Annotated in this window: 20 protein-coding genes; 13 read left to right on the top strand and 7 right to left on the bottom strand. The window is 66.4% G+C overall.

All coding sequences use genetic code 11. From position 1 onward, the window contains the following. Nucleotides 1-3: 3 nt before the first annotated feature. From ACEN9H_RS06030 to ACEN9H_RS06020, 3 genes are read right to left on the bottom strand one after another with little or no spacing between them, the layout of a single operon-like run. A complete protein-coding gene (locus ACEN9H_RS06030) occupies nt 4-1,866 on the bottom strand; it encodes a sensor histidine kinase (RefSeq protein WP_413674103.1) in 1,863 nt (620 codons plus the stop codon). Between the two features lie 29 nt (nt 1,867-1,895). Continuing rightward, complete coding sequence (locus ACEN9H_RS06025; RefSeq protein WP_413674102.1) at nt 1,896-2,900, bottom strand: porin; 1,005 nt, start codon at nt 2,898-2,900, stop codon at nt 1,896-1,898. Nucleotides 2,901-2,932: 32 nt separating this feature from the next. After that, on the bottom strand, nt 2,933-4,204 hold the full coding sequence (locus ACEN9H_RS06020) for a dicarboxylate/amino acid:cation symporter (protein WP_413674101.1): 1,272 nt from the start codon (nt 4,202-4,204) through the stop codon (nt 2,933-2,935). 301 nt (nt 4,205-4,505) lie between these two features. Between ACEN9H_RS06020 and ACEN9H_RS06015 the strand changes: the two genes are divergently transcribed. The 3 genes from ACEN9H_RS06015 (at nt 4,506) to ACEN9H_RS06005 (ending at nt 7,681) form a co-directional block, all read left to right on the top strand. Beyond that, nucleotides 4,506-5,432, top strand: coding sequence for a LysR substrate-binding domain-containing protein (locus ACEN9H_RS06015; RefSeq protein WP_413674100.1), 927 nt, complete (start codon nt 4,506-4,508; stop codon nt 5,430-5,432). A gap of 565 nt (nt 5,433-5,997) precedes the next feature. Then, complete coding sequence (locus ACEN9H_RS06010) at nt 5,998-7,281, top strand: Glu/Leu/Phe/Val family dehydrogenase (protein ID WP_413674099.1); 1,284 nt, start codon at nt 5,998-6,000, stop codon at nt 7,279-7,281. A 187-nt stretch (nt 7,282-7,468) separates the two neighbouring features. Next, entirely contained in the window at nt 7,469-7,681 is a 213-nt protein-coding gene (locus ACEN9H_RS06005) for a hypothetical protein (protein WP_413674098.1), read from the top strand. A gap of 59 nt (nt 7,682-7,740) precedes the next feature. Here ACEN9H_RS06005 and ACEN9H_RS06000 read toward each other — a convergent pair whose 3' ends face one another. Together ACEN9H_RS06000 and ACEN9H_RS05995 are read right to left on the bottom strand one after the other, a co-directional pair. Beyond that, nucleotides 7,741-9,060, bottom strand: coding sequence for a homoserine dehydrogenase (locus ACEN9H_RS06000; RefSeq protein WP_036233023.1), 1,320 nt, complete (start codon nt 9,058-9,060; stop codon nt 7,741-7,743). A 29-nt stretch (nt 9,061-9,089) separates the two neighbouring features. Continuing rightward, nucleotides 9,090-10,316 (bottom strand): pyridoxal phosphate-dependent aminotransferase, encoded by a 1,227-nt coding sequence (locus ACEN9H_RS05995; protein ID WP_056136773.1) that lies wholly within the window; start codon nt 10,314-10,316, stop codon nt 9,090-9,092. A 188-nt stretch (nt 10,317-10,504) separates the two neighbouring features. Here ACEN9H_RS05995 and ACEN9H_RS05990 point away from each other — a divergent pair, with 188 nt between their 5' ends. The 10 genes from ACEN9H_RS05990 to ACEN9H_RS05945 all read left to right on the top strand — a co-directional run bounded on the left by ACEN9H_RS05990 (nt 10,505) and on the right by ACEN9H_RS05945 (nt 20,747). After that, on the top strand, nt 10,505-10,894 hold the full coding sequence (locus ACEN9H_RS05990) for an Mth938-like domain-containing protein (protein WP_413674097.1): 390 nt from the start codon (nt 10,505-10,507) through the stop codon (nt 10,892-10,894). Then, the gene (locus ACEN9H_RS05985) at nt 10,891-12,558 is read left to right on the top strand and encodes a glycosyltransferase family 39 protein (protein ID WP_413674096.1); all 1,668 of its coding nucleotides are present in this window, start codon (nt 10,891-10,893) and stop codon (nt 12,556-12,558) included. The genes ACEN9H_RS05990 and ACEN9H_RS05985 overlap by 4 nt, the downstream gene beginning before the upstream one ends. A gap of 9 nt (nt 12,559-12,567) precedes the next feature. After that, nucleotides 12,568-12,942: a 4-amino-4-deoxy-L-arabinose transferase gene (locus tag ACEN9H_RS05980; protein WP_413383871.1), complete on the top strand. Its 375-nt coding sequence runs from the start codon at nt 12,568-12,570 to the stop codon at nt 12,940-12,942. A gap of 77 nt (nt 12,943-13,019) precedes the next feature. Further along, complete coding sequence (locus ACEN9H_RS05975; RefSeq protein WP_413674095.1) at nt 13,020-14,159, top strand: DegT/DnrJ/EryC1/StrS family aminotransferase; 1,140 nt, start codon at nt 13,020-13,022, stop codon at nt 14,157-14,159. A gap of 11 nt (nt 14,160-14,170) precedes the next feature. Next, entirely contained in the window at nt 14,171-15,154 is a 984-nt protein-coding gene (locus ACEN9H_RS05970; RefSeq protein ID WP_413674094.1) for a glycosyltransferase, read from the top strand. 88 nt (nt 15,155-15,242) lie between these two features. Then, on the top strand, nt 15,243-16,160 hold the full coding sequence (locus ACEN9H_RS05965) for a formyltransferase (RefSeq protein WP_413674093.1): 918 nt from the start codon (nt 15,243-15,245) through the stop codon (nt 16,158-16,160). Between the two features lie 22 nt (nt 16,161-16,182). Further along, the gene (locus tag ACEN9H_RS05960) at nt 16,183-17,223 is read left to right on the top strand and encodes a bifunctional UDP-4-keto-pentose/UDP-xylose synthase (protein ID WP_413674092.1); all 1,041 of its coding nucleotides are present in this window, start codon (nt 16,183-16,185) and stop codon (nt 17,221-17,223) included. Between the two features lie 9 nt (nt 17,224-17,232). Beyond that, nucleotides 17,233-18,174: a polysaccharide deacetylase family protein gene (locus ACEN9H_RS05955; protein ID WP_056136761.1), complete on the top strand. Its 942-nt coding sequence runs from the start codon at nt 17,233-17,235 to the stop codon at nt 18,172-18,174. Nucleotides 18,175-18,210: 36 nt separating this feature from the next. After that, nucleotides 18,211-18,708, top strand: coding sequence for a peroxiredoxin (locus ACEN9H_RS05950; RefSeq protein ID WP_371767560.1), 498 nt, complete (start codon nt 18,211-18,213; stop codon nt 18,706-18,708). A 221-nt stretch (nt 18,709-18,929) separates the two neighbouring features. After that, nucleotides 18,930-20,747, top strand: a complete 1,818-nt coding sequence (locus tag ACEN9H_RS05945) for a PhoH family protein (protein ID WP_056136756.1) — start codon at nt 18,930-18,932, stop codon at nt 20,745-20,747. A gap of 164 nt (nt 20,748-20,911) precedes the next feature. Here ACEN9H_RS05945 and ACEN9H_RS05940 read toward each other — a convergent pair whose 3' ends face one another. Next, complete coding sequence (locus ACEN9H_RS05940; RefSeq protein ID WP_413674091.1) at nt 20,912-21,694, bottom strand: FecR domain-containing protein; 783 nt, start codon at nt 21,692-21,694, stop codon at nt 20,912-20,914. Further along, complete coding sequence (locus ACEN9H_RS05935) at nt 21,660-25,727, bottom strand: filamentous hemagglutinin N-terminal domain-containing protein (RefSeq protein ID WP_413674090.1); 4,068 nt, start codon at nt 25,725-25,727, stop codon at nt 21,660-21,662. Before ACEN9H_RS05935 ends, ACEN9H_RS05940 begins: the two co-directional genes overlap by 35 nt. Between the last annotated feature and the right edge of the window lie 7 nt (nt 25,728-25,734).

Genomic DNA, 25,734 nt, shown 5'->3' with positions numbered 1-25,734 from the left:
CTCCTACTCCGCCCGGGGCAGATCGATGATGAACCGGGCGCCGCCCTCGGGCGGCGACTCGGCCCGCAGCCGGCCGCCGGACTCGCGCACGATCTGCTCGGAGATCGCGAGCCCGAGGCCCAGTCCTTTGCCCTGCGGCTTGGTGGTAAAGAAGGGTTCGAACAGGTGCGCGCGGACGTCCTCCGGGATGCCGGGACCGCTGTCCGTCACGGAGATCAGGACGCGCGCCCCCTCGCGCCCCGCTTCGACGACGAGCTGGCGCGGATGACTTCCCGCCATCTCCATCGCATCGAGCGCATTGCCGAACAGGTTGACGAGGACTTGCTGCAGCCGGTTGCTGTCGCACAGCGCGTACAGGTCGCGCGGATGAGTCGCCATGCGGAATCCTACACGTTCCTGCGCGATGCGGCGCTCGACGAGGAACAGCGCCGCGGTGACGGCATCCGCCACCGGCACGGCGCTCGGCCGCGTGTCGGACTTGCGCGCGAACTGGCGCAGCTGCCCGGTCAGTTGGCCCATGCGCTCGACCAGTTGCGAGATGGTCGTGAGGTTCGCGGAGGCGTCGGCGTGCCGGCCGCGCTCGATCAGCACGCGGGCATTGTCCGCCATCGTGCGCAGCGCCGTCAGCGGCTGGTTCAGTTCATGCGTGATGCCGGCGGAGAGCTGCCCGAGCACGGCCATCTTGCCCGCCTGGACCAATTCGCTCTGCGCCTTGCGCAACTGCTCTTCGGCCTGGCGCCGCACGGCGTTCTCGTCGCGCAGCTCGCGCGTGATCTGCTCCAGGCTCGCGGTGCGGTCGGCCACCAGGTGTTCCAGCTGGTCGTACGCGCGCTGCAGATCCTCGCGCGCCCGCTGGCGCTGCCGGCCGAGGCGGTGGCGCTGGCGCGCATACAGCACGAGCATGACCGCCAGCGCTTCCGACAGCACCGTCAGCAGCGCCGCCGCGCGGGCGCTCGCGCGGGCCGGCGCGAGGTCGGACAGGTACACCATCTGCCAGTTGCGCTTCACCAGCCCGCGCGACTGGCTCAGCATCGGCCCGGTGGCCGGCGGCGGTCCGGCGACGATGCGCGCGCGGGCGTCGAGCGCGCGCACCTCGCGCAGGCCCAGCGGCGTGAGCGCATGCGAGAAATACTGGCGCGACTGTTCCAGTTCCTGCCGCGCGGCCGGCGTCAGCGGCGCAAGCGTCCGGTATTTCCATTCGGGCACCGAACTCAGGAACACGACACCATGCGCATCGGTGAGCAAGGCCTTGCCGCCGGCTTCCGCCCAACTCGCCTCCAGGCTCTCGATGTTGACCTTGACGGTCGCCACGCCCAGCATGCGGCCCTCGTGATAAATGCCGCGGGCAAAGTAATAGCCGGGCTCGCCGCGGGTCGTGCCGACCCCGTAAAAGCCGCCCGGCATGCCCCGCAGGGCCTCGCGGATATAGGGCCGGAACGCGATGTAGTCGCCGACGTAGCTGTCGGGCGCGCGCCAGTTGCTGGCCGCCTGCGTCACGCCCTTCAGATTGACGATGTAGATGCTGGTCGACCCGGCCAGCCGGTTGACGCGCTCCAGGTAGATGTTCACGTCCCGGCGCAACGCCTCGTCGCCCGGCTGGCGCAGCAGCGCGATGACGTCCTTGTTCAGTTCGAACGTGCCGGGCAGGAAATCGTACTTGGACAGCAGGTGTTCGAGGCCGGCCGCGTACGTGTCCAGGCGCTGCGCGCCGGACAGCCGCAGCCGGTCGATCGCGGCATCCTCGGCATAGCGGTACGCCACGGCCGCCAGCGCCGCGCACACCAGCAGCAGCATGAGCGACAGCCCCAGCCGCCGCGGCCAGCGGCCGGTCTGCTGCGGGTTGACGGTGGGTGCGGCTGCGGGCATGGCGGTCCTGGAATGTTTACGTTGTGCGATTAAAACACATGACGCACGCCCAGGTTGATGCCCGTGGTGCCGGTACCGGCGTTCGTGGCGTCGCCGACCGTGTACGCGGCGCCGCCGCGGTTGACGATATGGCCATACGCCGCGTACAGGTCGGTGCGGCGCGACAGGCTGTACTCGTAGCCGATCGCGGCCTGGCGCGCGTTTGCACCGCGGCCGGAATCGTCGTGGTGGACGATCACGGACGCGAGCACCCTGCCCGCGGCGCCGGCCTGCACGGCCGCGCCCAGCAGCGCGTCGCGGCTGGCGTGGCCCAGCACGTCGCGGTTGCGCGCGAAGGCTGCGTGCGCCGTCACGGTGCCGAAGCGGTAGCGGCCCACCAGCATCGTGTTGCGCTCGTGCGCGGCGCCCGTCGCATGGTTCTGCCGGTGATGCGTCAACGCCAGCGTCAGCGGACCCGCTTCGTACGTGGCCGACGCGTCGACAGTACGGTTCTTCGCGGCGTCGCCGGCCACTTCGCCCGCGCCGTACAGCACATCGGCGGACAGGCCGTTCCACTTCGGCGACTGGTACTCGACCGAGTTGTCGACCCGGCCGAGTCCGGGGAGGATGTTCTGCGCATTGCCGGCGAGGCCCGTGCAGAACGGGTCGGCGATGTCGCGCATGACCTTGTAGTACGGCGCGTACTGGCGGCCCAGGCTGATCGTGCCGGCCGCGCCGGACAGGCCCACGTACGCCTGGCGGCCGAACAGCAGGCCGCCCTGCGCCGCCTTGCCGGTGTCGATGTTGTAGCCGTTTTCCACCACGAAGACGGCGCTCAGGCCGTCGCCGAGATCTTCCTTGCCCTTGAAGCCCAGCCGCGAGCCGGACGCCACGCCACTGCCGATGTTCTGCGACGAACCGGCGGCGCCGCCGCGGTCCAGCACGATGCCGGCGTCGGCGACGCCGTAGACTTTAACGAACGATTGCGCCTGCGCGCAGGTGGCAAACAGGGCGAGCGCGCACGCGCCGGCACCGGCGATATGACGATATTTCAATGAAGTCTCCGTTGATTTGATTTGTTATGTGGTCAGCCGACTTGCGCGACGACGGGTGCGACCTGTTGCGGTTTTTCTTCCAGCGCGCCTTCCCAGTTGGCGACGACGGCCGTGGCGACGGCGTTGCCGACGGCATTGGTGGCCGAGCGGCCCATGTCGAGGAACTGGTCGATACCCATCAGGAGCAGCAGGCCCGCTTCGGGAATGTGGAACTGGTTCAGCGTGGCGGCGATGACGACCAGCGACGCGCGCGGCACGCCGGCCATGCCCTTGGAGGTCAGCATCAGCAGCAGCAGCATGGTGATCTGCGTGCCCAGCGACAGGTCGATGCCGTACGCCTGCGTGATGAACAGCACGGCGAAGGTGCAGTACATCATCGAGCCGTCCAGGTTGAACGAATACCCCATCGGCAGCACGAAGCTGGAGATCTTGCGCTGCACGCCGAACTGGTCGAGCGCCAGCAGCAGCTTGGGATACGCGGCTTCCGAGCTGGCGGTGGAAAACGCCAGCAGGAACGGTTCGCGGATCAGCGCCAGCAGGTGCAGCACGCGCTTGCCGATGAACAGCGAGCCGCCCAGGATCAGCAGCAACCACAGCGTCACGAGACCGAGGTAGAAGCCGCCCATGAACTTGGCGAACGTGAAGAGGATGCCCAGGCCGTTGGTGGTGATGATGGAGGCCATCGCCGCGAACACTGCCAGCGGCGCCATGTTCATGATGACGCCGGTAATGCGCAGCATCACCTGCGCCAGCTGGTCGATCACGGCGGTGAGACCGGAGGCGGCGGGGCCCAGCGCGCCCAGCGCGGCGCCGAAGAACAGCGCGAACACGAGCACCTGCAGGATCTCGTTGTTGGCCATCGCCTCGATCGGCGATTTCGGCACCAGGTGGGCGGCGAAGTCCTTCAAGGTGAACGCCGTGGTCTTCAGGCCCGTGGCCGCGTCGACCGGCGGCAGCGGCAGGTTCAGGTGCGCGCCCAGCTGCATCACATTCGACAGCAACATGCCCAGGCTCAGCGAGACCAGCGACGCGATCACGAACCAGGCCATGGCCTTCATGCCGATGCGGCCCGCGGCGCGGCCGTCGCCCATGTGCGCGATGCCGACGGCCAGCGTCGAGAACACGAGCAGCGAGATGATCATCTTGATCAACCGGAGGAACACGTCGGTGACGATGGAAATGTGGGCGGCGATGTCGGCGCTGATCGCCTTGTCGGCGACGGTTTCATGCAGGCCGTAGCCGACCGCGGCGCCCAGCACCATCGCGATCAGGATGTACAGGGTCAGGGGACGCTTCTTTTTCACTTTGATCTCCAAGAATCGCGGCGTTTTACTGTCGCCGCGTGTTGTCGTGACCCGGCGGGAACCGGGTGCGACCACAACAGCAAGCCGCATGCCAGAGAGATCTTTGAAATATTTACGTCGTAAACTCCTGATTACAAATGTGTTTTATTTTGGAAACTGAAGTTAGCCAGCCCGGAGCGTCCAACTTTCGGGACGCGCTCGGCGGGGGCTGTATGAATAATTGGAAGGCGCCGCAAGGCCCTGTCTGCGGGGCCGGGAATGGCCTTACAATGCCGCGATATTCAACGGTGCGGGACGCGGCATGGAAACCAAATGGCTGGAAGATTTCATTTCACTGGTCGAGACCAAGAACTTCAGCCGCTCCGCGCAGTTGCGGCACGTGACGCAGCCCGCGTTCTCGCGCCGCATCCGCTCGCTGGAAAACTGGCTCGGCACGGACCTGATCGACCGCACCACGTTCCCCACCCGCGTCACGCCGGCCGGCATGATCTTCTACGAACAGGCACTGGAAATGCTCGGGCAGATCAACGGCGTGCGCGAGATGCTGCGCAACAACCGCGTCACGGCGACGAAGACGATCGACCTGGCCGTCCCGCACACGCTGTCGCTCACGTTCGTGCCGAAGTGGCTCGCCGCGCTGGAACGCGACTTCGCGTCGATCAACAGCCGCCTCATCGCCCTCAACGTCCATGACGCGGTGCTGCAGCTCGTCGAAGGCGGGTGCGACCTGCTGCTGTGCTACCACCATCCGCGCCAGCCGGTGCAGCTCGACCCGGGCCGCTACGACATGCTGCTGATGGGCCGCGAGGCGTTGTGTGCGTACGCCCGCTGCGGCGCGGACAGCCAGGCGGAATACCGCCTGCCCGGCCGCAGGGACGCGCCGCTGCCATTCCTCTCCTACACGACGAACGCCTACCTCGGGCGGATGGTGGACCTGATCCTCGCCGACGCGAAGCCCGGCCTGCACTTCGACAAGCGCTACGAGACCGACATGGCGGAAGGCCTCAAGATGATGGCGCTCGATGGCCACGGCATCGCGTTCCTGCCCGAATCCGCCGTCACGCGCGAGGTCGCGCAGGGGCAACTGGCGCGGGCCAGCGAACCCGGACAGTGGGAGATCGAGATGGAGATCCGGCTGTATCGCGAACGGCCGTCCGATGCGCGGCCGGGCAAGCAGATCGTCGCGGAACTGTGGGAATACCTCGTCGCGCAGCAGTCGGCGACGTGATGCTGGTGGCGGTGTTCGCGTCTGGTATGTCACATCGCTAGTTGGAGCAGGCGTTGCAGACGCCTGCAGGGTCGATGGCGGATGTGCCGGTGTCAATTATCCGGTCGATCATCCGGCGCGTGCTACAGCGGACCGGCCACTTGGCCGGGAGCCTGCGATTTATCCGAATATCAGCTAAATCCGTTTTATCTGCTATTCGGATATTTTCCATGCCCTTCGCGCCTGACTAGCACACGCTCTCTACCGCATCCAACCTCGGCCAGCTCCTCAAGACCGCCCGCACACGCCACAACATCACGCACGCCGACGGTCTTGAAGAAGGTTCTGGATGGCAGGCTGGCCGCGGCGCACGCGCTGGAAGCAATGCCGCCAAGCCAAGAACGCCTCACAGATCGCCGAAAGGTGAGCGAAGGCGCATCGACGAACATGTGGCTGTCGGCCCGCGCAAGTCACGCAAACACCGCCATGCTTTTTGCGCATGACCGCATGCGCAAGCAGCATTGGCCAGGCTCCGGCAGCCCATCCTATGATGCGCTCAGCCTTGAACCACACACGGAGACCTGCCATGAGCCACGACTACATCCCTTCCTATCTGAACCCGAACGACCTCGGCCCGTGGGGCCAGTACCTGCAACAGGTCGACCGCGTCGCCCCGCACCTGGGCAGCCTGTCGCGCTGGGTCGAAACGCTGAAGCGTCCGAAGCGCATCCTGACCGTGGACGTGCCGATCGAACGCGACGACGGCACCATCGCGCACTACGAGGGCTACCGCGTCCAGCACAACCTGTCGCGCGGTCCGGGCAAGGGCGGCGTGCGCTTCCACCAGGACGTGACGCTGTCGGAAGTGATGGCGCTGTCGGCCTGGATGTCGGTCAAGAACGCGGCCGTCAACGTGCCGTACGGCGGCGCCAAGGGCGGCATCCGCGTCGATCCGTCCACCCTGTCGAAGGGCGAGCTGCAGCGCCTCACGCGCCGCTACACGAGCGAGATCAGCATGCTGATCGGCCCGACGAAGGACATCCCCGCGCCCGACGTGAACACCAACGAACAGGTCATGGCCTGGATGATGGATTCGTATGCCATGATCGAAGGGAATCTGTCGACGGGCGTCGTGACGGGCAAGCCGATCTCGCTCGGCGGCTCGCTGGGGCGCCGTGAAGCGACGGGCCGCGGCGTGTTCGTCGTCGGCCAGGAAGCGGCGACGCGGCGCGGCGTGGCGCTGGCCGGCGCGCGCATCGCCATCCAGGGCTTCGGCAACGTGGGCGGCACCGCCGCCACGATCTTCGCGGATGCCGGCGCGAAGATCGTCGCCGTGCAGGACCACACGGGCACCATCGTGCGCGAAGGCGGCCTCGACGTCGCGCAGCTGCACAAGCACGTGGCCGAAGCGGGCGGCGTGAAAGGCTTCCCCGGCGCGGATGCGACGCTGGACCGCGACGCGTTCTGGGACATCGAGTCCGACATCCTGATCCCGGCCGCGCTGGAGCGGCAGATCACGGCGGACGTCGCGGCGAGGCTCAAGACGAAGATCATCCTGGAAGGCGCGAACGGCCCGACGACGCCGGAAGCCGACGACATCCTGGCTGACAAGGACGTCCTCGTCGTGCCGGACGTGCTGGCCAACGCGGGCGGCGTCACCGTGTCGTACTTCGAATGGGTCCAGGATTTTTCCAGCTTCTTCTGGACGGAAGACGAGATCAATGCCCGCCTCACCCGCATCATGCAGAGCGCGTTCGGCGCCGTGTGGGACGTCGCTCAGGAGAAGAAGGTGAGCCTGCGCACCGCGACGTTCATCGTGGCCTGCACGCGCATCCTGCAGGCGCGTGAAGTGCGCGGCCTGTACCCGTAATCTCGAATCGAAGCTCGCGTGGCGCGCCTGCCGGTATGACGCCACGCGACTTCAAAAAAATCCATTTTTCACCGCACATTGCGCGCAGATAAGCATGCGTTGCAGCACATTCTCACATCGTTGAGCGACCGCAAGCATGCCTTCGGACATGATTTCTTGTGCGCCGCAGCACAGGTAAGATGTGCGGATGAAAACGACCGACTTCCCTCCCCCATCGCCCGGCGCGGACGACGCGCTGTTCGACCACATCGAGCGCCGCCTGCTGGCGCTCACCACCGCCCCGCTGCACGCGCCGACACAGGTGGAAAGCCGCTGCGTGGATGAGTTCGCGGATGGCTTCCTCGGCCACATCGGCCTGGCTCCCATCCCGCTCGCGCGGCGCTGGCGCACCGCACCATGAGACGTAAAAAAAGCCGCCTGCCGTTCGCACGGCGGCGGCTTCGCTTCGAGCGAGGACGATCAGCCCAGGCTTTCCAGGCGGATGCGCACCACCTTGCCCACGGTCGTCGCCAGGCTCTCGATCTTGGCGATCGCGGCGTTGACGTATTTTTCGCGGGTCTGGTGGGTGATGATGACGATGTCCGTGCGCGCCTTCTCGCCCGGCTCCTTCTGCAGCACGGCGTCGATCGAGATGCCGGCGTCGGCCAGGATGCGGGTCAGGTCGGCCATCACGCCCAGCTGGTCCTGCACGGTCACGCGCAGGTAGTAGCTGGTGCGGATCTCTTCCATCGGCAGGATCGGCACGTCGGCCAGTTCCGTCGGCTGGAACGCCAGGTGCGGCACGCGCGAATACGGGTCGGCGGTCGCCAGGCGGGTCACGTCGATCAGGTCGGCGATGACGGCGGAGGCGGTCGGCTCGGCGCCGGCGCCCTTGCCGTAGTACAGCGTCGCACCGACGGCGTCGGCCTGCACGAGCACGGCGTTCATCGCGCCTTCGACGTTCGCGATCAGGCGCGCGCCCGGCACGAGGGTCGGGTGCACGCGCAGTTCGATACCCTCTTTACCGTCGACCGTCGTGCGGCGCGTGATGCCCAGCAGCTTGATGCGGTAGCCCAGCTGTTCGGCGTAACGCAGGTCCACGGCCTGCAGCTGGCTGATGCCCTCGATGTGGGCGCTGCCGAACTGCACGGGGATGCCGAACGCGATGGCGGACATGATGGTCAGCTTGTGCGCCGCGTCCACGCCTTCGATGTCGAAGGTCGGATCCGCTTCCGCATAGCCCAGTTCCTGCGCCTGCTTCAGCACGGTGTTGAAATCCAGGCCCTTGTCGCGCATCTCGGACAGGATGAAGTTCGTCGTGCCGTTGATGATGCCGGCCACGGATTCGATGCGGTTCGCGGACAGACCTTCGCGCAGCGCCTTGATGATCGGGATGCCGCCGGCGACGGCCGCTTCGAACGCCACCATCACGCCCTTGGCCTGGGCCGCCTCGAAGATCTCGTTGCCGTGCAGCGCCAGCAGCGCCTTGTTGGCGGTGACGACGTGCTTGCCGTTGGCGATCGCCTGCAGCACCAGTTCGCGCGTCAGGTCGTAGCCGCCGATCAGTTCGACGACGATGTCGATGTCCGGATTGTTCACGACGGCGAACGGGTCGGCGACGACCTCCACTTCGCTGCCGACGATGCGCTTGGCGCGTTCGAGGTTACGGACGGCGACCATCGCAACCTCGATGCCGCGGCCGGCGCGGCGGCGGATCTCTTCCTGGTTGCGTTGGAGGACGTGGTAGGTGCCGGCACCGACGGTGCCGAGGCCGAGCAAGCCTGCTTTGATGGGTTTCATATGAATGTACTGTCTGCTGTCTGTCGTTCTCAGCGCGCGTGGCGGCGCCGGTAGCCATCGAGGAAGCGGGCGATACGGCCGCACGCATCCGTCAGGTCGTCGGAATTGGGGAGGAAGACCAGGCGGAAATGGTCCGGCGTCTTCCAGTTGAAGCCAGTGCCTTGCACCAGCAGGACTTTTTCCTCGGACAACAGCTCACAGATAAATTGCTGGTCATCGGCGATCGGGTAGATCTTCGGGTCGAGGCGTGGGAACATGTACAGCGCCGCTTTTGGCTTGACGCAGGTAACGCCCGGGATATCGGTCAGGAGTTGGTGAGCCAGGTCGCGCTGGCGTGCGAGGCGGCCGCCGGGGGCCACGAGGTGCGCAATGCTCTGGTGGCCGCCGAGCGCGGTCTGGATCGCGAACTGGCCCGGCGCGTTGGCGCACAGGCGCATCGACGCGAGCATGTTCAGGCCTTCGATATAGTCCTTCGCATGGCGTTTTTCGCCGGAGAGGACCATCCAGCCGGCGCGGTAGCCGCACGAACGGTAGTTCTTCGACAGGCCGTTCAGCGTGACGAACAGGACGTCGTCGGCCAGCGAGGCGAGCGACACGTGCTCCTCGCCGTCGTACAGCGTCTTGTCGTAGATTTCGTCGGCGTAGACGATCAGCTGGTGCTGGCGCGCCAGTTCGACGATTTCCAGCAGCACGTCGCGCGAATACAGCGCGCCGGTCGGGTTGTTCGGGTTGATGACGACGATCGCGCGCGTGTTCGGCGTGATCTTCTTGCGCATGTCGTCGATGTCGGGCAGCCAGCCGGCCTGTTCGTCGCAGACATAATGCACCGGATTGCCGCCGGCCAGGCTGACGGCCGCCGTCCACAGCGGGTAGTCCGGCGCCGGGACGAGGACTTCGTCGCCGCTGTTCAGCAGGCCCTGCATCGCCATCACGATCAGTTCGGAGGCGCCGTTGCCCAGGTAGATGTCGTCGATGCCGACGCCGCGGATATTTTTTTCCTGGGTGTAATGCATGATCGCCTTGCGCGGTGCAAACATGCCCTTGGAATCCGTGTAGCCGGCCGAGTTCTGCATGTTGAGGATCATGTCGCGCACGATCTCGTCCGGCGGGTCGAACCCGAACACGGCCAGGTTGCCGATGTTCAGCTTGATGATCTTGTGGCCGTCTTCCTCCATCTGGCGCGCGATCTGCAGCGCCGGGCCACGGATCTCGTAGCAGACGTCGTCGAGCTTGTTGGATTTCAGAATCGGTCGCAAAATATCACCTTGGAAATAAAAGCTGCGGAAAAGTGCCTGTTAAGCAGCCTGATCTGTAGCGCGTTGTTGCAATGCGAAAAATTCCATTCTGCCCAAAGCGCAAGGATTAAGCAACCCGCCATTGCTGGGACGTGGTGGAAACCAGTTACAATACGCGCCCTGTGCCTGTCATTCCCCGGCTTGCCATCATGAAGCTCCATTCCAGCAGCACCGAAAAATACCAGACTGTCACCGGCTACGACCAGGCCGGCGTCGAGATCAACGCCCAGCGCTTCGACTACAGCGTGCTCGTGATGCCCGAAGTGGCACCGCGCGCGTGGCCCGTCACGCGCTTCGAGGACCTGAAAGCCGAGCATTTCGAGGCGATCGCAGCCGACAAGCCGGACGTCGTCATCCTCGGCACCGGCGAGCGCCAGCGCTTCGTGCATCCGCGCCTCGTCACCAGCCTGTCCAGCCAGCGCATCGGCGTCGAAAGCATGGACAGCCACGCCGCCTGCCGCACCTACAACATCCTGATGGGCGAAGGCCGCAAGGTGACGCTGGCGCTGATCATCGAAGGGGACGCGAAGGCCGCATGAACGACCTGCACCGGAATAAAACCCTCACCTGGACCCTGCTGATCGTCTTTGCCGCCGTCCTGCTGTACGCACTGGGCGCGCGCACGCTCGTGCCGCCGGATGAAGGCCGCTACGCCGAGATGGCGCGCGAGATGTTCGCCAGCGGCGACTGGATCACGACGCGCCTGAACGGCATCAAGTATTTCGAAAAGCCCCCGCTGCAGACGTGGATGAACGCCCTGTCGTTCACCCTGTTCGGCCTCGGCGACTGGCAGGCGCGCCTGTGGACGGGCCTGTGCGGCCTGCTCGGCGTCGTCCTGACCGGCGTCGCCGGCACGCGCGTGTTCGGCGCACGCATCGGCTTCTACGCCGCGCTGGTGCTCGGTTCCTCGTTCTACTGGGTCGCGTGCAGCCAGATCGATTCGCTCGACATGGGCCTGTCCGGCATGATGACGGTGGCCCTGTGCGCCCTCCTCATCGCCCAGCGCGACGATGCGTCCGAGTCCGAGCGCCGCAACTGGATGCTCGTGTGCTGGGCCGGCATGGCGCTGTCCGTGCTGTCCAAGGGCCTGATCGGCCTCGTGCTGCCGGGCGGCGTGCTCGTGTTCTACACGATCTTCTCGCGCGACTGGGCCATCTGGAAGCGCCTGCACCTCGTGAAAGGCCTGCTCCTGTTCTTCCTGATCGCCACGCCGTGGTTCGTGCTGGTCGGGCTGAAGAATCCGGAGCAGCCGCACTTCTTCTTCGTCCACGAACACTTCGACCGCTTCCTCAAGAAGGAACACCACCGCGAAGCGGCGTGGTACATCTTCTTCGTGCTGCTGGCCGCCGGCAGCGTGCCGTGGGTCGGCGTGCTGGTGCAAAGCCTGATCGGCGCCGCCCGCCGCGACGGCGAGACGACCAAATTCCGCCCGCGCCTGATGCTGCTCGTGTGGGTCGCGTTCATCACGCTGTTCTTCACCAAGTCGAATTCCAAGCTGCCCGGCTACATCCTGCCCGTGTTCCCCGCCGTCGCGCTGCTGGTGGCGGTCTACCTGGACGCCGGCACGCGCCGCGGCCGCATGGTCACGGCGGCCCTGACGGCGCTGCTGGGCGTGGGCTTCCTCGTCACCGTCCCGTTCATGCTGAAGTTCGCCAAGCATGCGGGCGAGGACGTGCTGTACGCGGCCTATCAGCCGTGGGTGCTTGCGGCCGGCCTCGTGCTGCTGATCGGCGGCTGCCTCGCCCTGCTGTACGCACGCCAGATGCTGCGCGACCTGTTCGTCGTCGTGCTGGCCGTCGCCGGTTTCGCCGGTACGCAGCTGCTGCTCGTCGGCTTCGAGCCGATCGGCCAGGTGCGCGCGGGCGTCAACCTGCTGCCCGCATTGAAGGCCGCCGGCGCCGCGAATCCGGCCGTGAAAGTCTACTCGGTCGGCATCTACGAGCAGTCACTGACCTTCTATCTCGGCCGTCCCGTGACGCTCGTCGATTACCGCGACGAGTTCGACTTCGGCCTCCAGCAGCAACCGGAACTCACGATCCCGACGATTCCCGAGTTCGTCGCCCGCTGGCGGCGCGATGCGGCCGCGGGCGTGCACGACGTGGCGATCACCCGTCCCGAGATCGCCGCGGACCTGCAGCGCCAGGGCGTCCCCCTGCGCATCGTGGCGGCGGACGCGCGCCGTACCGTCATCGCGAATTTTTGATACTCCCGAATGAACCTCACCACCTTTGCCTTCATCATCTCCGGCGTGATCCTGAACGCCTGTGCCCAGCTGCTGCTGAAAGCGGGCACCAACGCCATCGGCGGCGCCATCCACCTCACCATGAGCAACTGGTTCGAGACCTTCGTCAAGGTCGTGACCCAGCTGCCGATCCTGGGCGGCCTGGCGTGCTACGCCATCTCGCTGGTCGTGTGGATCATCGGCCTGTCGCGCACGGACGTGACGATCGCGTATCCGATGCTGTCGCTGGGCTATGTCGTGTCCGCGTTCGGCGCGTGGATGTTCCTGGGCGAGGTGGTGTCGCCGCAGCGCCTGGCGGCCATCGGCGTCATCGTGGTGGGCGTCGTGTTGCTGGCGAGAACCTAATTTAGCGTCGGACAGGGCGCTGTTACAATGCCCGCTTTGTCCGCATATATCTTTATCAAGAGAATAACGAGTTTCCCATGACTGCCGAGCTGCCCTTCCTGCCCTTTTCCCGGCCCACCATCGACGAAGAGACCATCGCCGCCGTCGGCGAAGTGCTGCGCTCCGGCTGGATCACGACCGGTCCGAAAAACCAGGCATTCGAGGCCCTGCTGTCGGAATACTTCGGCGGCCGCCCGGTCCGCACCTTCAATTCCGGCACCTGCACGATGGAGATCGCGCTGCGCATCGCCGGCATCAAGCCGGGCGATGAAGTGATCACGACGCCGGTCTCGTGGCCGGCCACCGCCAACGTGATCCTCGAGGTGGGCGCGACGCCGGTCTTCGCCGACATCGACCCAGTCACGCGCAACATGGACCTGGACAAGCTGGAAGCCGCGATCACCCCGCGTACGAAGGCGATCATCCCCGTGTACCTCTCCGGCCTGCCGCTGGACATGGACCGCCTGTACGCGATCGCGCGCAAGCACGACCTGCGCGTCGTCGAGGATGCCGCGCAGGCCATCGGCTCGCTGTGGAACGGCAAGCGCATCGGCTCGTTCGGCGACTTCGCGTCGTTCAGCTTCCAGGCCAACAAGAACATCACGACGGGCGAAGGCGGTTGCCTCGTGCTGAACAACCTGGAAGAAGCGCGCCTGGCCGAGAAGTACCGCCTGCAGGGCGTGACGCGCAGCGGCGTGGACGGCATCGACGTCGACGTCCTGGGCGGCAAGTACAACATGAGCGACATCATGGCCACCATCGGCCTGGGCCAGATGAAGAACCTGGAGACGCTGACGGCGCACCGCGCCGCGCTGGCGCGCCATTACTTCGACTGCTTCGGCCCCGATTTCGAGGCGCAGACCGGCGCCCAGCTGCCGATCCAGGCCTTCGGCACGAGCAACTGGCACCTGTTCCAGATCATCCTGCCGGACAACGGCCCCGGCACGCGCGCCGACTTCATGACCCGCATGCAGAAGGAACACAACGTCGGCACCGGCTACCACTACGCGCCGATCCACCTGTTCACGCTGTACCGCGAGCGCGGCTTCAAGGAAGGGATGTTCCCCGTCGCCGAGAAGATCGGCCGCCTGACCGTCACGCTGCCGATGTTCAATGCGATGACGTTCGCCGACGTCGAACGCGCGGTCAACGCAGTCAAAGCGGTGCTCGCAAAATGACGGCGGTGGCGATGAAACCGGAAGTCTCGGTCGTCATTCCGGTCTATAACGAGGAAGCGGGCCTGGCGAATTTGTTCGCGCGCCTGTACCCCGCCATGGATGCGCTCGGTATCGCGTACGAAGTCGTCTTCGTCAACGACGGCAGCCGCGACAACTCGGTGGCGATCCTCGCGGATCAGTACCGCAAGCGCCCGGACGTCACGCGCGTCGTCCTCTTCAACGGCAACTACGGCCAGCACATGGCGATCCTCGCGGGCTTCGAGCAGACGCGCGGCCAGATCGTTATCACGCTCGACGCCGACCTGCAGAACCCGCCGGAAGAGATCCACAAGCTGATCGCCAAGATGCGCGAGGGTTACGACTACGTGGGCTCGATCCGCCGCAAGCGCCAGGATTCCGCGTGGCGCACGGTGGCATCGAAGGCGATGAACCGGGTGCGCGAGCGCATCACGAACATCCACATCACGGACCAGGGGAACATGCTGCGCGCGTACGGCCGCAACGTGATCGACCTCGTCAACCAGTGCGGCGAAGTGAACACCTTCGTGCCGGCGCTCGCGTACAAGTTCGCGCGCAAGCCGACGGAAATCGTCGTCGAGCACGAGGAACGCGCGGCCGGCGAATCGAAGTATTCGCTGTACAGCCTCATTCGCCTGAACTTTGACCTGATGACGGGCTTCTCGCTCGTGCCGCTGCAGATGTTCTCGCTGCTGGGCATGACCCTGTCGCTGCTGTCGGCGCTGCTGGTGATCGTGCTCATCTTCCGCCGCTTCCTGCTGGGCGCCGAGGCGGAAGGCGTGTTCACGCTGTTCGCGATCGCGTTCTTCTTCATGGGCGTGATCCTGTTCGGCATCGGCCTCGTGGGCGAATACGTGGGCCGCATCTACCAGCAGGTGCGCGCACGGCCGCGCTACGTCGTCGCGACGATCCTGGAGGGCGTGCCGCCGGACCTGGCGGAACTCGACGGGATCGAGAAGCGGCAGGTCGCGCGCTGAGTATCTGGCCGCGGCCATAAAATCGTCGTTCCCGCGAAAGCGGGGATGACGGTGTTTTGCATGCTCATCCCAAATTGACTCGAACACTATGACCCAACCCCGCAAACGCGCAGTCGTCTTCGCCTACCACAACGTGGGCGTGCGCTGCCTGAAGGTGCTGCTGGCCGGCGGCGTCGACGTCGCGCTCGTCATCACGCACCAGGACAGCGCCACCGAAAACATCTGGTTCGAATCCGTCCTCTCGCTGTGCGAGACCGAAGGCATCCCCTACCTCACGCCGATCGATGCGAAAGGCGCCGACCTGGTGGAAGCGATCAAGGCCGCGCAGCCGGACCTGATGTTCAGCTTCTACTTCCGCCACATGCTGCCGCAGGCGATCCTCGACATCGCGCCCGCGTACAACATGCACGGCTCGCTGCTGCCGGCGTTCCGCGGCCGCGCGCCCACCAACTGGGCCGTGCTGCACGGCGCCACCGAGACGGGCGCCACCCTGCACGAGATGACGGTGAAACCGGACGCCGGCGCCATCGTCGCCCAGCAGGCCGTGCCGATCCTGCCGGACGACACCGCGTTCGAAGTGTTCGGCAAGGTGACGGTCGCCGCGGAGCTGGCGCTGTACCACGTGCTGCCGAGCCTCCTCGCCGGCACCGCACCGCGCACGCCCAACGACCTGACGAAAGGCGGCTACTTCGGCGGCCGCAAGCCGGAAGACGGCCGCATCGACTGGACCAAACCGGCGCAGGAGGTGTACAACCTGCACCGCGCCGTCGCCCCGCCCTACCCCGGCGCCTTCACGGACGTCGGGCCGCGCCGCTACGTCATCGAACGCGCTCGATTACAGAACGGTAATGTTCAGGGCCTCTCGCCGGGTCTTGCGGTCGTCGATAATGCCATCCTCGGCGTCTGCGGCGACGGCCGCGCGCTGGTCATCCACAGCCTGCTGGCCGACGGCCTGCGCATCTCCCCTGCCGAACTGCGGGCACAACTCGCAGAAGGCCAGGCCTGAACAAGCATCCAGGAAAACCCACATGAAAAAAGTCCTCATCCTCGGCGTCAACGGCTTCATCGGCCACCACCTGTCCAAGCGCATCCTCGAGACGACCGACTGGGAAGTCTACGGCATGGACATGTCGTCCGACCGCATCAGCCACTTGCTCGGCAACCCGCGCATGCACTTCTTCGAAGGCGACATCACCATCAACAAGGAGTGGGTTGAGTACCACGTCAAGAAGTGCGACGTGATTCTCCCGCTGGTGGCGATCGCGACGCCGTCGACGTACGTGAAGGAACCGCTGAAAGTCTTCGAGCTGGACTTCGAGGCGAACCTGCCGATCGTCCGCTCGGCCGCGAAGTACAAGAAGCACCTGATCTTCCCGTCGACGTCGGAAGTCTACGGCATGAGCCGCGACGCCGAATTCGATCCGGAGAACTCGGAACTGGTCTACGGCCCGATCAACAAGCCGCGCTGGATTTACGCCTGCGCCAAGCAGTTGATGGACCGCGTGATCTGGGGCTACGGCATGGAAGGCCTGAACTTCACGCTGTTCCGTCCGTTCAACTGGATCGGCGCCGGCCTGGATTCGATCCACACGCCGAAGGAAGGTTCGTCGCGCGTGCTGACGCAGTTCTTCGGCCACATCGTGCGCGGCGAGACCATCCAGCTCGTCGACGGCGGCCACCAGAAACGCGCCTTCACGTACATCGACGACGGCATCTCGGCGCTCATGAAGATCATCGAGAACAAGGACGGCCGTGCCACCGGCCAGATCTACAACATCGGCAACCCGACGAATAACTATTCGATCCGCGAACTGGCCGACATGATGATGAAGCTCGCGGCCGAGTACCCGGAATACGCGGCCGGCGCGCAGAAGGTGCAGATCGTCGAGACCAGCTCGGGCGCCTACTACGGCACCGGCTACCAGGACGTGCAGAACCGCGTGCCGAAGATCGAGAACACGAAGAACGATCTCGATTGGGCGCCGTCCGTGACGATGGCGGACGCGCTGCGCCACATCTTCGACGCCTACCGCGGCCAGGTCGCGGCGGCCCAGGCCCTCGTCGATTAAGGAACGACCTTGGCACCGCTGCTCGTCCTCAAGATCGACGTCGACACCTACCGCGGCACGCGCGAAGGCGTGCCCAACCTCGTGCGCATGCTGAGCAAGCACGGGGCCGGGGCGACGTTCCTGTTTTCGCTGGGCCCCGACCACACGGGATGGGCGATGCGGCGCGCGCTGCGTCCCGGCTTCTTCCAGAAGGTGTCGCGCACGTCCGTGGTTGAGCACTACGGCGTCAGGACGCTGATGTACGGCGTGCTGCTGCCCGGCCCGGACATCGGGGCGAAGGCGGCGGCCGAGATGCGCGCCGCGCGCGACGCCGGCTTCGAATGCGGCATCCACACGTGGGACCACGTCTGGTGGCAGGACAACGTGCGCGGGCGTGACGCCGCGTGGACGGACCGCATGATGAAGAAGAGCGAGCAGCGCTATACGCAGGTGTTCGGCGAGCCGCCGCACACGCACGGCGCGGCGGGCTGGCAGATGAACCCGCATGCGTTCGCCCGTCATGATGCCGTCGGCTACCGCTACGCATCCGACGGCCGCGCCCAGTTGCGCGACGACGGCTCGCTGGCCGATCCGCAGTTCGGCCCGTACCGCTACCGGGGCCTGTCGCACATCCAGATGCCCACCACGCTGCCCACGCTGGACGAGCTGCTGGGCCGCGAGATCGACGGCACCGTCATCGACGAGAACAATATCGCCGCCCACTTGCTCAAGCTGACGGCCGATCCGCAACGCGACCACGTGTATACCTTGCACGCAGAGCTTGAAGGACAGAAACTCGCCCCCATATTCGAGCAGCTGTTGTCAGGTTGGAAAGCCCAGGGCTACCGACTTGCCTCGATGGCGGACTATTATGAGAAGATAAAAGGCGACCCGCTGCCCGAGCATCCGGTCCAGTGGGGCGAGTTACCGGGACGATCGGGCGAACTGATCATCCTCGACAAGACTATGTAAGCACGCGGTGCTAGGGCCGCGAGACAGGAGAAAACCGTGGCCGAAAGCCCAACCGCAGCACCCGCAACCGCAGACGGCGCCGCCGCGCCCTTGGCGAATTTCAGCGCGCCGATGACCGGCGACGGGACTTTTCAACTGAACGGTCGCCCCGCGCGCTACACGGTGCTGTACTTCTATCCCAAAGATAATACTCCCGGCTGCACGACGGAAGCGATGAACTTCCGCGACCGCTACGACGAATTCAAGGCGCTGAACACCGACGTCTACGGCATCAGCCGCGATTCCCTGCGCTCGCACGAAAACTTCAAGACCAAGCTGGGCCTGCCCTTCGAACTGATTTCCGATCCGGACGAAGCCGTGTGCACCCAGTTCGACGTCATGAAGATGAAGAATATGTACGGCAAAAAAGTGCGGGGGGTCGAGCGCAGTACGTTTGTCATTGACGCTGACGGCAAGTTGGTGAAAGAATGGCGTGGCGTGAAAGTCAATGATCACGTCCAAGAAGTGCTGGAATTTCTACAAAGCCAGCCTTGAAGAGCGGGCTGGCGATGGTTCTTACAAACCTTTAGCCGAGCGTTCGCCTATTTTGAGTCACTGTTTTACCTCACCGCATCATTCCAATCTGGCTGCCGGCCAGGGCCCCCGTCTGGGCTCGCCGGCGCCTCGCAGCTCCCCCCAGTTGCATCTGTCTGCCCGGCGGCGCGCGCGTGCCGTGCGGTGCGTTTTTCCGACTTTTTTTCTGGATTGAGAACCTGATGCCACTGCCTAAACTCCCCACCAAGCCGGCAACCATTTTGCTGGCCAAGGATTACCCGAGGGCCGAACCGGGCAAGACGCCTGTGCGCGCAACCGCGAAAGCGGAAAACGACCCCGTCGAAGACCTGATCAGCGGCCCGGCCGTGCCGGCCCCCAAGGCGACGAAGCCGCGCAAGTCGAAGGCCGCCCTGCTGGCCGAGGCGCCCGCGCGCGAAGACACGCCGGTGGCTGCGCCACCCACGCCCCCGATGCCCGCACGCGGCGAAAAGCCCGCGAAACCCGGCAAGGCGAAGGCCGAAGGCGCCGGCGCCAAGCTGCGCGAGAGCGACATGAACGAACCGCATCCGGCCAAGCACAAGCCGGTCGAGGTCAACGTCAAGTCGCAAGCGAGCCGCAAGGCCGACACGTCGGGCACCACGAAGGTGTTCGTGCTCGACACGAACGTGCTGATGCACGACCCGACCTCGCTGTTCCGCTTCGAGGAACACGACGTCTACCTGCCGATGATGACGCTGGAAGAACTCGACAACCACAAGAAGGGGATGTCGGAGGTCGCGCGCAACGCACGCCAGGTCTCGCGTACGCTGGACGCGCTGATCGCCAATGTCGACGACGACGCCATCGAGACCGGCATCCCGCTGGCCAAGCTGGGCAACAAGGATGCGAAGGGCCGCCTGCACTTCCAGACGCGCCTGAACGGCGCCGCCCTGCCGGAGGGTCTCCCGTCCGGCAAGGCCGACAACCAGATCCTCGGTGTCGTGCGCGCGCTGGAAGCGGAGCAGCCGGGCCGCGCGATCGTGCTGGTGTCGAAGGACATCAACATGCGCATCAAGGCGCGTGCGCTGGGCCTGGCCGCGGAAGACTACTTCAACGACCACGTGCTGGAAGACACCGACCTGCTGTACTCGGGCATCGTCCAGCTGCCGGACGACTTCTGGACGAAGCACGGCAAGGGCGTCGAATCGTGGCAGGAGATCAAGGGCGGCTACTCGTCCACGTTCTACCGCATCACGGGTCCGCTGATCCCGACCCTACTCGTCAACCAGTTCGTGTACCTGGAACCGAAGAACGGCGAAGCGCCGCTGTACGCCCAGGTCAAGCAGATCAACGGCAAGACCGCCGTGCTGCAGACCCTGCGCGACTATTCCAGCAACAAGAACAACGTGTGGGGCATCACGGCGCGCAACCGCGAGCAGAACTTCGCGCTGAACCTCCTGATGAATCCGGAAGTCGACTTCGTCTCGCTGCTCGGCCAGGCCGGTACGGGCAAGACGCTGCTGGCGCTGGCCGCCGGTCTCGCGCAGGTGCTGGAGACGAAGGTCTACAACGAGATCATCGTCACCCGCGTGACGGTCCCCGTCGGCGAAGACATCGGCTTCCTGCCGGGCACCGAGGAAGAAAAGATGTCGCCGTGGATGGGCGCCTTCGACGACAACCTGGAAGTGCTGATGAAGGGCGACGGCGACGCCGGCGACTGGGGCCGCGCGGCGACGCAGGACCTGATCCGTTCGCGCATCAAGATCAAGTCGCTGAACTTCATGCGCGGCCGCACGTTCGTGAACAAATTCCTCATCATCGACGAGGCGCAGAACCTGACGCCGAAGCAGATGAAGACGCTGGTCACGCGCGCGGGTCCGGGCACGAAGATCCTCTGCCTCGGCAACATCGCGCAGATCGACACGCCTTACCTCACCGAGGGCTCGAGCGGCCTGACGTACGTGGTCGACCGCTTCAAGGGCTGGGGTCACGGCGGCCACGTGACCCTGGCACGCGGCGAGCGTTCGCGCCTGGCGGATCACGCGAGCGACGTGCTGTAACGTCGGTAGTTCCAGACAAAAAGCCTGTGCATCGGAAGGTGCACAGGCTTTTTTTGTCACCGTCGTCCCCGCGAAGGCGAGGGCCCAATTTTGCTGGCGTTACCGCAGCGCTTGCAAAATCGGGCTCCTGCCTGCGCAGGGGCGACGTTGTTTTGCCGTGCGGCTTAGCGCACGATGCAATCCACCTTGTTCTGCTGCGCCTCAGGCCCCTGCGACGCCAGCGGTCCACCCGTACCGATATTGAACGTCGGCGGCGGAGTGAACTTCAGCCCCGGATTCTGCGGGATCACGATCGGCGGCACGGTCATGTTGGGCACGAAGCCGAACTGGCCGGCCTGGAAATGCTGGGCGCCGCCCGGGTTCGTCACGACGATCATGCCGTCCAGGACGGCCACGTGCAGACCCGGCGCCAGGTCGGGCACGAGACCGGGCGTGACCGGCCCCGGCGCCTGCTTCGCCGCGGCCGCGTCTTCGACCCACTGCGCGATGAACGTCGTGCCGCGGATACCGATCGTGGCGGCCGGCGTCTTGAGCTGGAACTTCTCCTTGTTGCGCTTGCCCAGCAGGCCCGTGATCGAGCGCAGGCCGCCCTTCACGAGGCTGAATGCGGCGCTGTCGGCTTCCGGCTTGTCGGCGTCATACGCGAAGTTGTCGATCTTGAAGGTCGTGCCCGGTCGCAGCGTGATCTCGCTGTTGTCGATGAAGCGGATCTGCGCGTAGGTGTTCTTCTCCGCCACGAGCGTGTCGCCGCTCTCCACTTCCGACTTCGCTGCGAGTATCTTGACGGTGCCGTCGGCCTTGCGGTCCATCAGCGGCCCGCTCAGGTGCTCCACGATGCCCACGGCCTGCCCTGCCCATGCCGCGCCTGCGCCGCACAGCAGCACGGCGCACAGCAGGACCCGGGCCAGCGCCTCAATTGCAGTACATTTTGGTCGCAGGTTTTTCATTCTTGACTCCAGATAGTTCCGCTTGCGCGAGGCCCGACAGGCGTTCGCCCGGCTTGGCGGCCGCCGCGTCCTTGTCGCTCTTGTCGGCACCGCTGCCGGAGACAGTGGGCGTCGACGTGTTGATGAGTTGGACGACCGTCTGTACCGCCTGGGCCACCGGCGTGCCCTTCGCGTCCTGGCCGGCGCCGCCGCTGCCGCCGAACACCACGCAGACGGCATCGCCCGGATGCGTGCTGCAGAACGACGCCGTCGGCAGCACGGCTTCACAGCCCGCCGTGTTCGGCGCCGCCGCGCACACCGCGAGGCTCGGCAGGCGCACGTCGCAACCCTGCAGGCTCGGGCTGCCGATGCATTGCGCCAGGGTCGGCAGCACGGCGTCGCAGCCGGGCAGCTTCGTATTGCCCTGGCATTGCGTCAGCGTGGGCAGGATGCCGCTGCAGCTCGCATCGTGCGGGTTCGCGAGGCAGGCCTGGAAGCCCAGCGCCAGCACCTGCGTACAACCTTCCAGCGACGGCGTCAGCTTGCACACGTCCAGCTTCGGCAGGACGTCGCCGCAGCCCGCGCCGGACGGATTCGCGAGGCAGGCGTCGAACCGGGCGCGCGCCAGCACGGCCGCGCAGCCGTAGGCGCTGCCGTCCGCGCGGCACTGGTCCAGCGGCGGCAGGGTCGCCGTGCAGCCCGGCGCTTTCGGATCGGCGATACAGGCGGAGATGGCGTCGTGTTCCTTGATGACGACCGCGCAGCCATAGGTCGCCGGCGCCGTCTTGCAGACGTCGTACACGGGCAGCGTGGTCGTGCAGCCCGGCGCCTTCGGGTCGGCCATGCACGCGGTGATCGCGTCGTGTTCCTTGATGATGGCACCGCAGCCCGGTGCGGTGGGCTGGGCCGAGCACGTCTCGTACGTCGGCATGATCTCGCCGCAGTGCGGGGCGGACGGATTCGCCGTGCAGGCCTGCAGCGCGGCCGCCAGCACGGGGGCGCAACCGGCCGCGGTGCGGTCGGCGAGGCAGGCGTCGAGTGTCGGCGTCGGCGGCGGGGTCGTGGTGCCACCGTTCGTGGAAGTGATGTCGACGTGGGCGCCCGTGACCCTGTTCGGCGCGATCTCCGTGGTGCCTGCCGTGATGGTGACGTTGCCGGTGACCGACATCACGTTGGCGCTGTCGCTGATCTTGAGGACGCCGCCATTGTCGGCGAAGAGACGCACGTTGCCGCTCGTCGTCGCCACGCGGCCATCGATGGTCAGCGGGCTGTGCGTCGTGAGGCTGATGTCGCCGCTATTGGTCCGCACTTCGCCGGCGCCGTTCTCGACATCGAACACGGGCACGGTCATGCCGCCCACGCTGTCGATGGCGATCGCGCCGCCATTGCCCGCGCCATCCTGCACGGCCCGGCGCAGCAGCAGCGGGCCATCGTTGGCGATGTTGATCGGCTGGCTGCCCGTGCCCTGGTTGGACGCCGTCAGGACACCGGTGCGGGTCTTGAGCGGGCTCGTCGTGGTGCCGATGCCGGCGCTGGACTTCAGCGTCAGCGTGCCGGCCTGCAGCAGTCCGCTGCCCGCGATGCCCGCCGCGTCCAGGGTCGCGTCGGCGCCGGCGATGCCGGCATCGAGCGCCAGGAGACCGCCGGTGACGACTTGCACGCTGGCGTTCGGCGCGGCGATGCCGCTCATGCCGTCGACGGTGCCGATGCGCAGGGCGCCCCGGTTCACGACGTGGAACGTGTCGCCGCCCGCACTGCCGGACAGCGTGCCGATCTCGTTGGCACCGGTGAGAATCACCTGGCCGCCGCGCAGCGCCACGTTGCCCGCCCTGAGGGCGCCCGTATCGCGTTCGTAGATGCCGAGGGTGGACGCCAGCGCCACGGTGCCGGTCGCGCCCAGCGGCGCCTTGATCGCCAGCTCGCCGGCGCCCGCATCGAGGGTCAGCTTCGCGCCCGCGAAGCTCGCGGCGCCGTCGACGTCGATGCCGCCCCAGCCGCCGGCCAGCCCGCCGATCGTGAGATCGTTCGTCTGCACATTGGACAGGGCCGCCTGGCCGATCATGAAGCCGTCGGACTGGCCCGTGCCGCCGATGCTGATGTGCGTGCCCGTGCTGTTGGGCTGCAACGTGACCTTGTCGGCGGATACGGTCGCGCCGATCCCGAGCCAGTCGCTCTGCAGCAGCACGGATTTCGCAGCCTTCACGCCGCCCGCGACGTCGATCCGGCCACCCGGCGCGTACTGGCTCGCGATGAAGCGGCTGCCCGCGTTCGCAGTCAGGTCGACGGGCGCGCCGATGTGGATGTCGCCGGCGTTTTCCAGCACCACGTTGGTCGCGGCGGAGAGCGCGCTGTCGACGGACACGGTCCCCTTGTGCGCGCTGTTGCCCACGTTGATCTCGAACAGGTTGGTGCTCAGGCGCTGCAGGGATGCGGCGTCCAGCGCCAGCGCCCCGGTGCTGCCGGTGCCCGTGCCGATGCTGATGGCGCGGCCCGGATCGGCCGACGTCAGGGTCATGATCGGCAACTGCCCGGTACCGGCGATGCCACCCGCCAGCGTGATCGAGTTGGCGCTGATGTCGATGTAGTTCCCGGTCTTGAGCAGGCCGTTCGCGCCCAGCGTGAACGCATTCTGCGCGCGGAAATCGAGGTCGCCGCCCGCGCTCACCTGGGCGTTGATGCGGATGTCGTTGCCCGCCGTCGCGCGTACGCTGGCGGCTGCGTCCAGCGCGTCCGTGATGGTGAGGTCGTGCTCCGCCTGCAGGACGACGTCCGTGCCGGGGGCCGTCAACGTGGCGGGCGCCACGCGGGTGACGTTGTCCGTGCCCGCCGTGCCGCCCGCCACGACCTCGATGTCGTACGGATCCAGCAGCCACGTGCCGTTCTTCCCTTTGCTGCCGGAGGCGTCGACCGCGATGCCGTCCACGTCGAGCGCATGGCCCGACGTCTCGACCTTGCCGCCGGCCGCGCTGCCGCGCGCGGACACGACGCCGTGCGCCGCCGTCGCGCCGTCGGACCACAGCACGACCTTGCCGCCGTTGCCGGCACTGCCGTCGGCGCGGATGACGGCGCCTTTCGCGACGCTGGTGGTCTGCGCGCGCACGATGCCGCCGCCGCCCTGCCAGCCGCCGCCGACGAGCACCGTGCCGCCATTGCGGCCGCTCGCATCCACGCCCGCGCCGGCGGCGACATTCACCTGCTCGCCCAGCACCTGCACCGTGCCGCCGTCCGCGCCCGCGCTACCGGCGGCGCGCGTCACGCTGCCCGCGTCCAGCGCTACCGCGCGGGTCGCTTTCAGGACGACGCGGCCGTTCGCGCCCATGACGGCGCTGTCCGCGTTGACGACGCCGCGCTGGTTCACGAGCGCGCCGTAGATGCCGATGCGGCCGCCCTGCGCGATCACCTGGCCCAGGTTGATGGCCTGTCCGGCCGGCGCGGAAAGCTCCACACGCAGGTCCGGATCGTTCGAATCCACCAGCTGCACGCTGTGGCCCGCCGCGAGGATCACGTCGCCGTTCGGCGCCGTGACGATGCCCGTGTTCTCGACGTGCGGCGCGATCAGGAAGACCTGGCCGCCGGACGGCGTCGCGATCGTGCCTTCGTTGCGCACGCTGCCCGCGACGGTGCCGGCCTGGAAGCGCTTGCGGCCCGCCCGGAAGTCGGCATCGCCGATGTCCAGCGTGGAGGCCACGAGGCCGTTCACGTCCACGCGCGCGCCCTGGCCGAACAGGATGCCGTTCGGGTTGATCAGGAAGACCTTGCCGTTCGATTGCAACGCGCCGAGGATCTTCGTCGGGTCCTGGCCCAGCACGCGGTTCAGCACCGCGCTGTCCGCGCCCTGCTGGATGAAGCGGGTGACCTCGCCTGCGCCGATATTGAAGCTCTGCCAGTTGATGATCGCGCCGGGCGTGTTCGTGATCGAGAACACGTTGCCCTGCTGGTTGAACGTCGCCTGGCCCGCGACGACCTGCGGCAGCGTGGGCGCGGCGGAACCGGTGGCGTAGTAACACGCCGCGAGCAGCAGCGCACCGAGCCGTCTTTGGATGGAAGAAGTCATGGATGGA

The organism is Massilia cellulosiltytica (genome assembly GCF_047325105.1).
In the GTDB taxonomy this organism is placed as follows: domain Bacteria; phylum Pseudomonadota; class Gammaproteobacteria; order Burkholderiales; family Burkholderiaceae_D; genus Telluria; species Telluria orientalis.
The sequence above is the reverse complement of the archived record's forward strand: the minus strand, read 5'-3'. Positions and strand labels throughout refer to the sequence as shown.

Bases quoted from the DNA above. Each gene is read 5' to 3' on its own strand.
- ACEN9H_RS06010 (WP_413674099.1), top strand. From the start codon at position 5,998: ATGAGCCACGACTACATCCCTTCCTATCTGAACCCGAACGACCTCGGC.
- ACEN9H_RS05960 (WP_413674092.1), top strand. From the start codon at position 16,183: ATGAAAAAAGTCCTCATCCTCGGCGTCAACGGCTTCATCGGCCACCAC.
- ACEN9H_RS06015 (WP_413674100.1), top strand. From the start codon at position 4,506: ATGGAAACCAAATGGCTGGAAGATTTCATTTCACTGGTCGAGACCAAG.
- ACEN9H_RS05980 (WP_413383871.1), top strand. From the start codon at position 12,568: ATGAACCTCACCACCTTTGCCTTCATCATCTCCGGCGTGATCCTGAAC.
- ACEN9H_RS05945 (WP_056136756.1), top strand. From the start codon at position 18,930: ATGCCACTGCCTAAACTCCCCACCAAGCCGGCAACCATTTTGCTGGCC.
- ACEN9H_RS06000 (WP_036233023.1), bottom strand. From the start codon at position 9,060: ATGAAACCCATCAAAGCAGGCTTGCTCGGCCTCGGCACCGTCGGTGCC.
- ACEN9H_RS06030 (WP_413674103.1), bottom strand. From the start codon at position 1,866: ATGCCCGCAGCCGCACCCACCGTCAACCCGCAGCAGACCGGCCGCTGG.
- ACEN9H_RS05970 (WP_413674094.1), top strand. From the start codon at position 14,171: ATGAAACCGGAAGTCTCGGTCGTCATTCCGGTCTATAACGAGGAAGCG.
- ACEN9H_RS06005 (WP_413674098.1), top strand. From the start codon at position 7,469: ATGAAAACGACCGACTTCCCTCCCCCATCGCCCGGCGCGGACGACGCG.
- ACEN9H_RS05985 (WP_413674096.1), top strand. From the start codon at position 10,891: ATGAACGACCTGCACCGGAATAAAACCCTCACCTGGACCCTGCTGATC.
- ACEN9H_RS05965 (WP_413674093.1), top strand. From the start codon at position 15,243: ATGACCCAACCCCGCAAACGCGCAGTCGTCTTCGCCTACCACAACGTG.
- ACEN9H_RS05990 (WP_413674097.1), top strand. From the start codon at position 10,505: ATGAAGCTCCATTCCAGCAGCACCGAAAAATACCAGACTGTCACCGGC.
- ACEN9H_RS05940 (WP_413674091.1), bottom strand. From the start codon at position 21,694: ATGAAAAACCTGCGACCAAAATGTACTGCAATTGAGGCGCTGGCCCGG.
- ACEN9H_RS05975 (WP_413674095.1), top strand. From the start codon at position 13,020: ATGACTGCCGAGCTGCCCTTCCTGCCCTTTTCCCGGCCCACCATCGAC.
- ACEN9H_RS05935 (WP_413674090.1), bottom strand. From the start codon at position 25,727: ATGACTTCTTCCATCCAAAGACGGCTCGGTGCGCTGCTGCTCGCGGCG.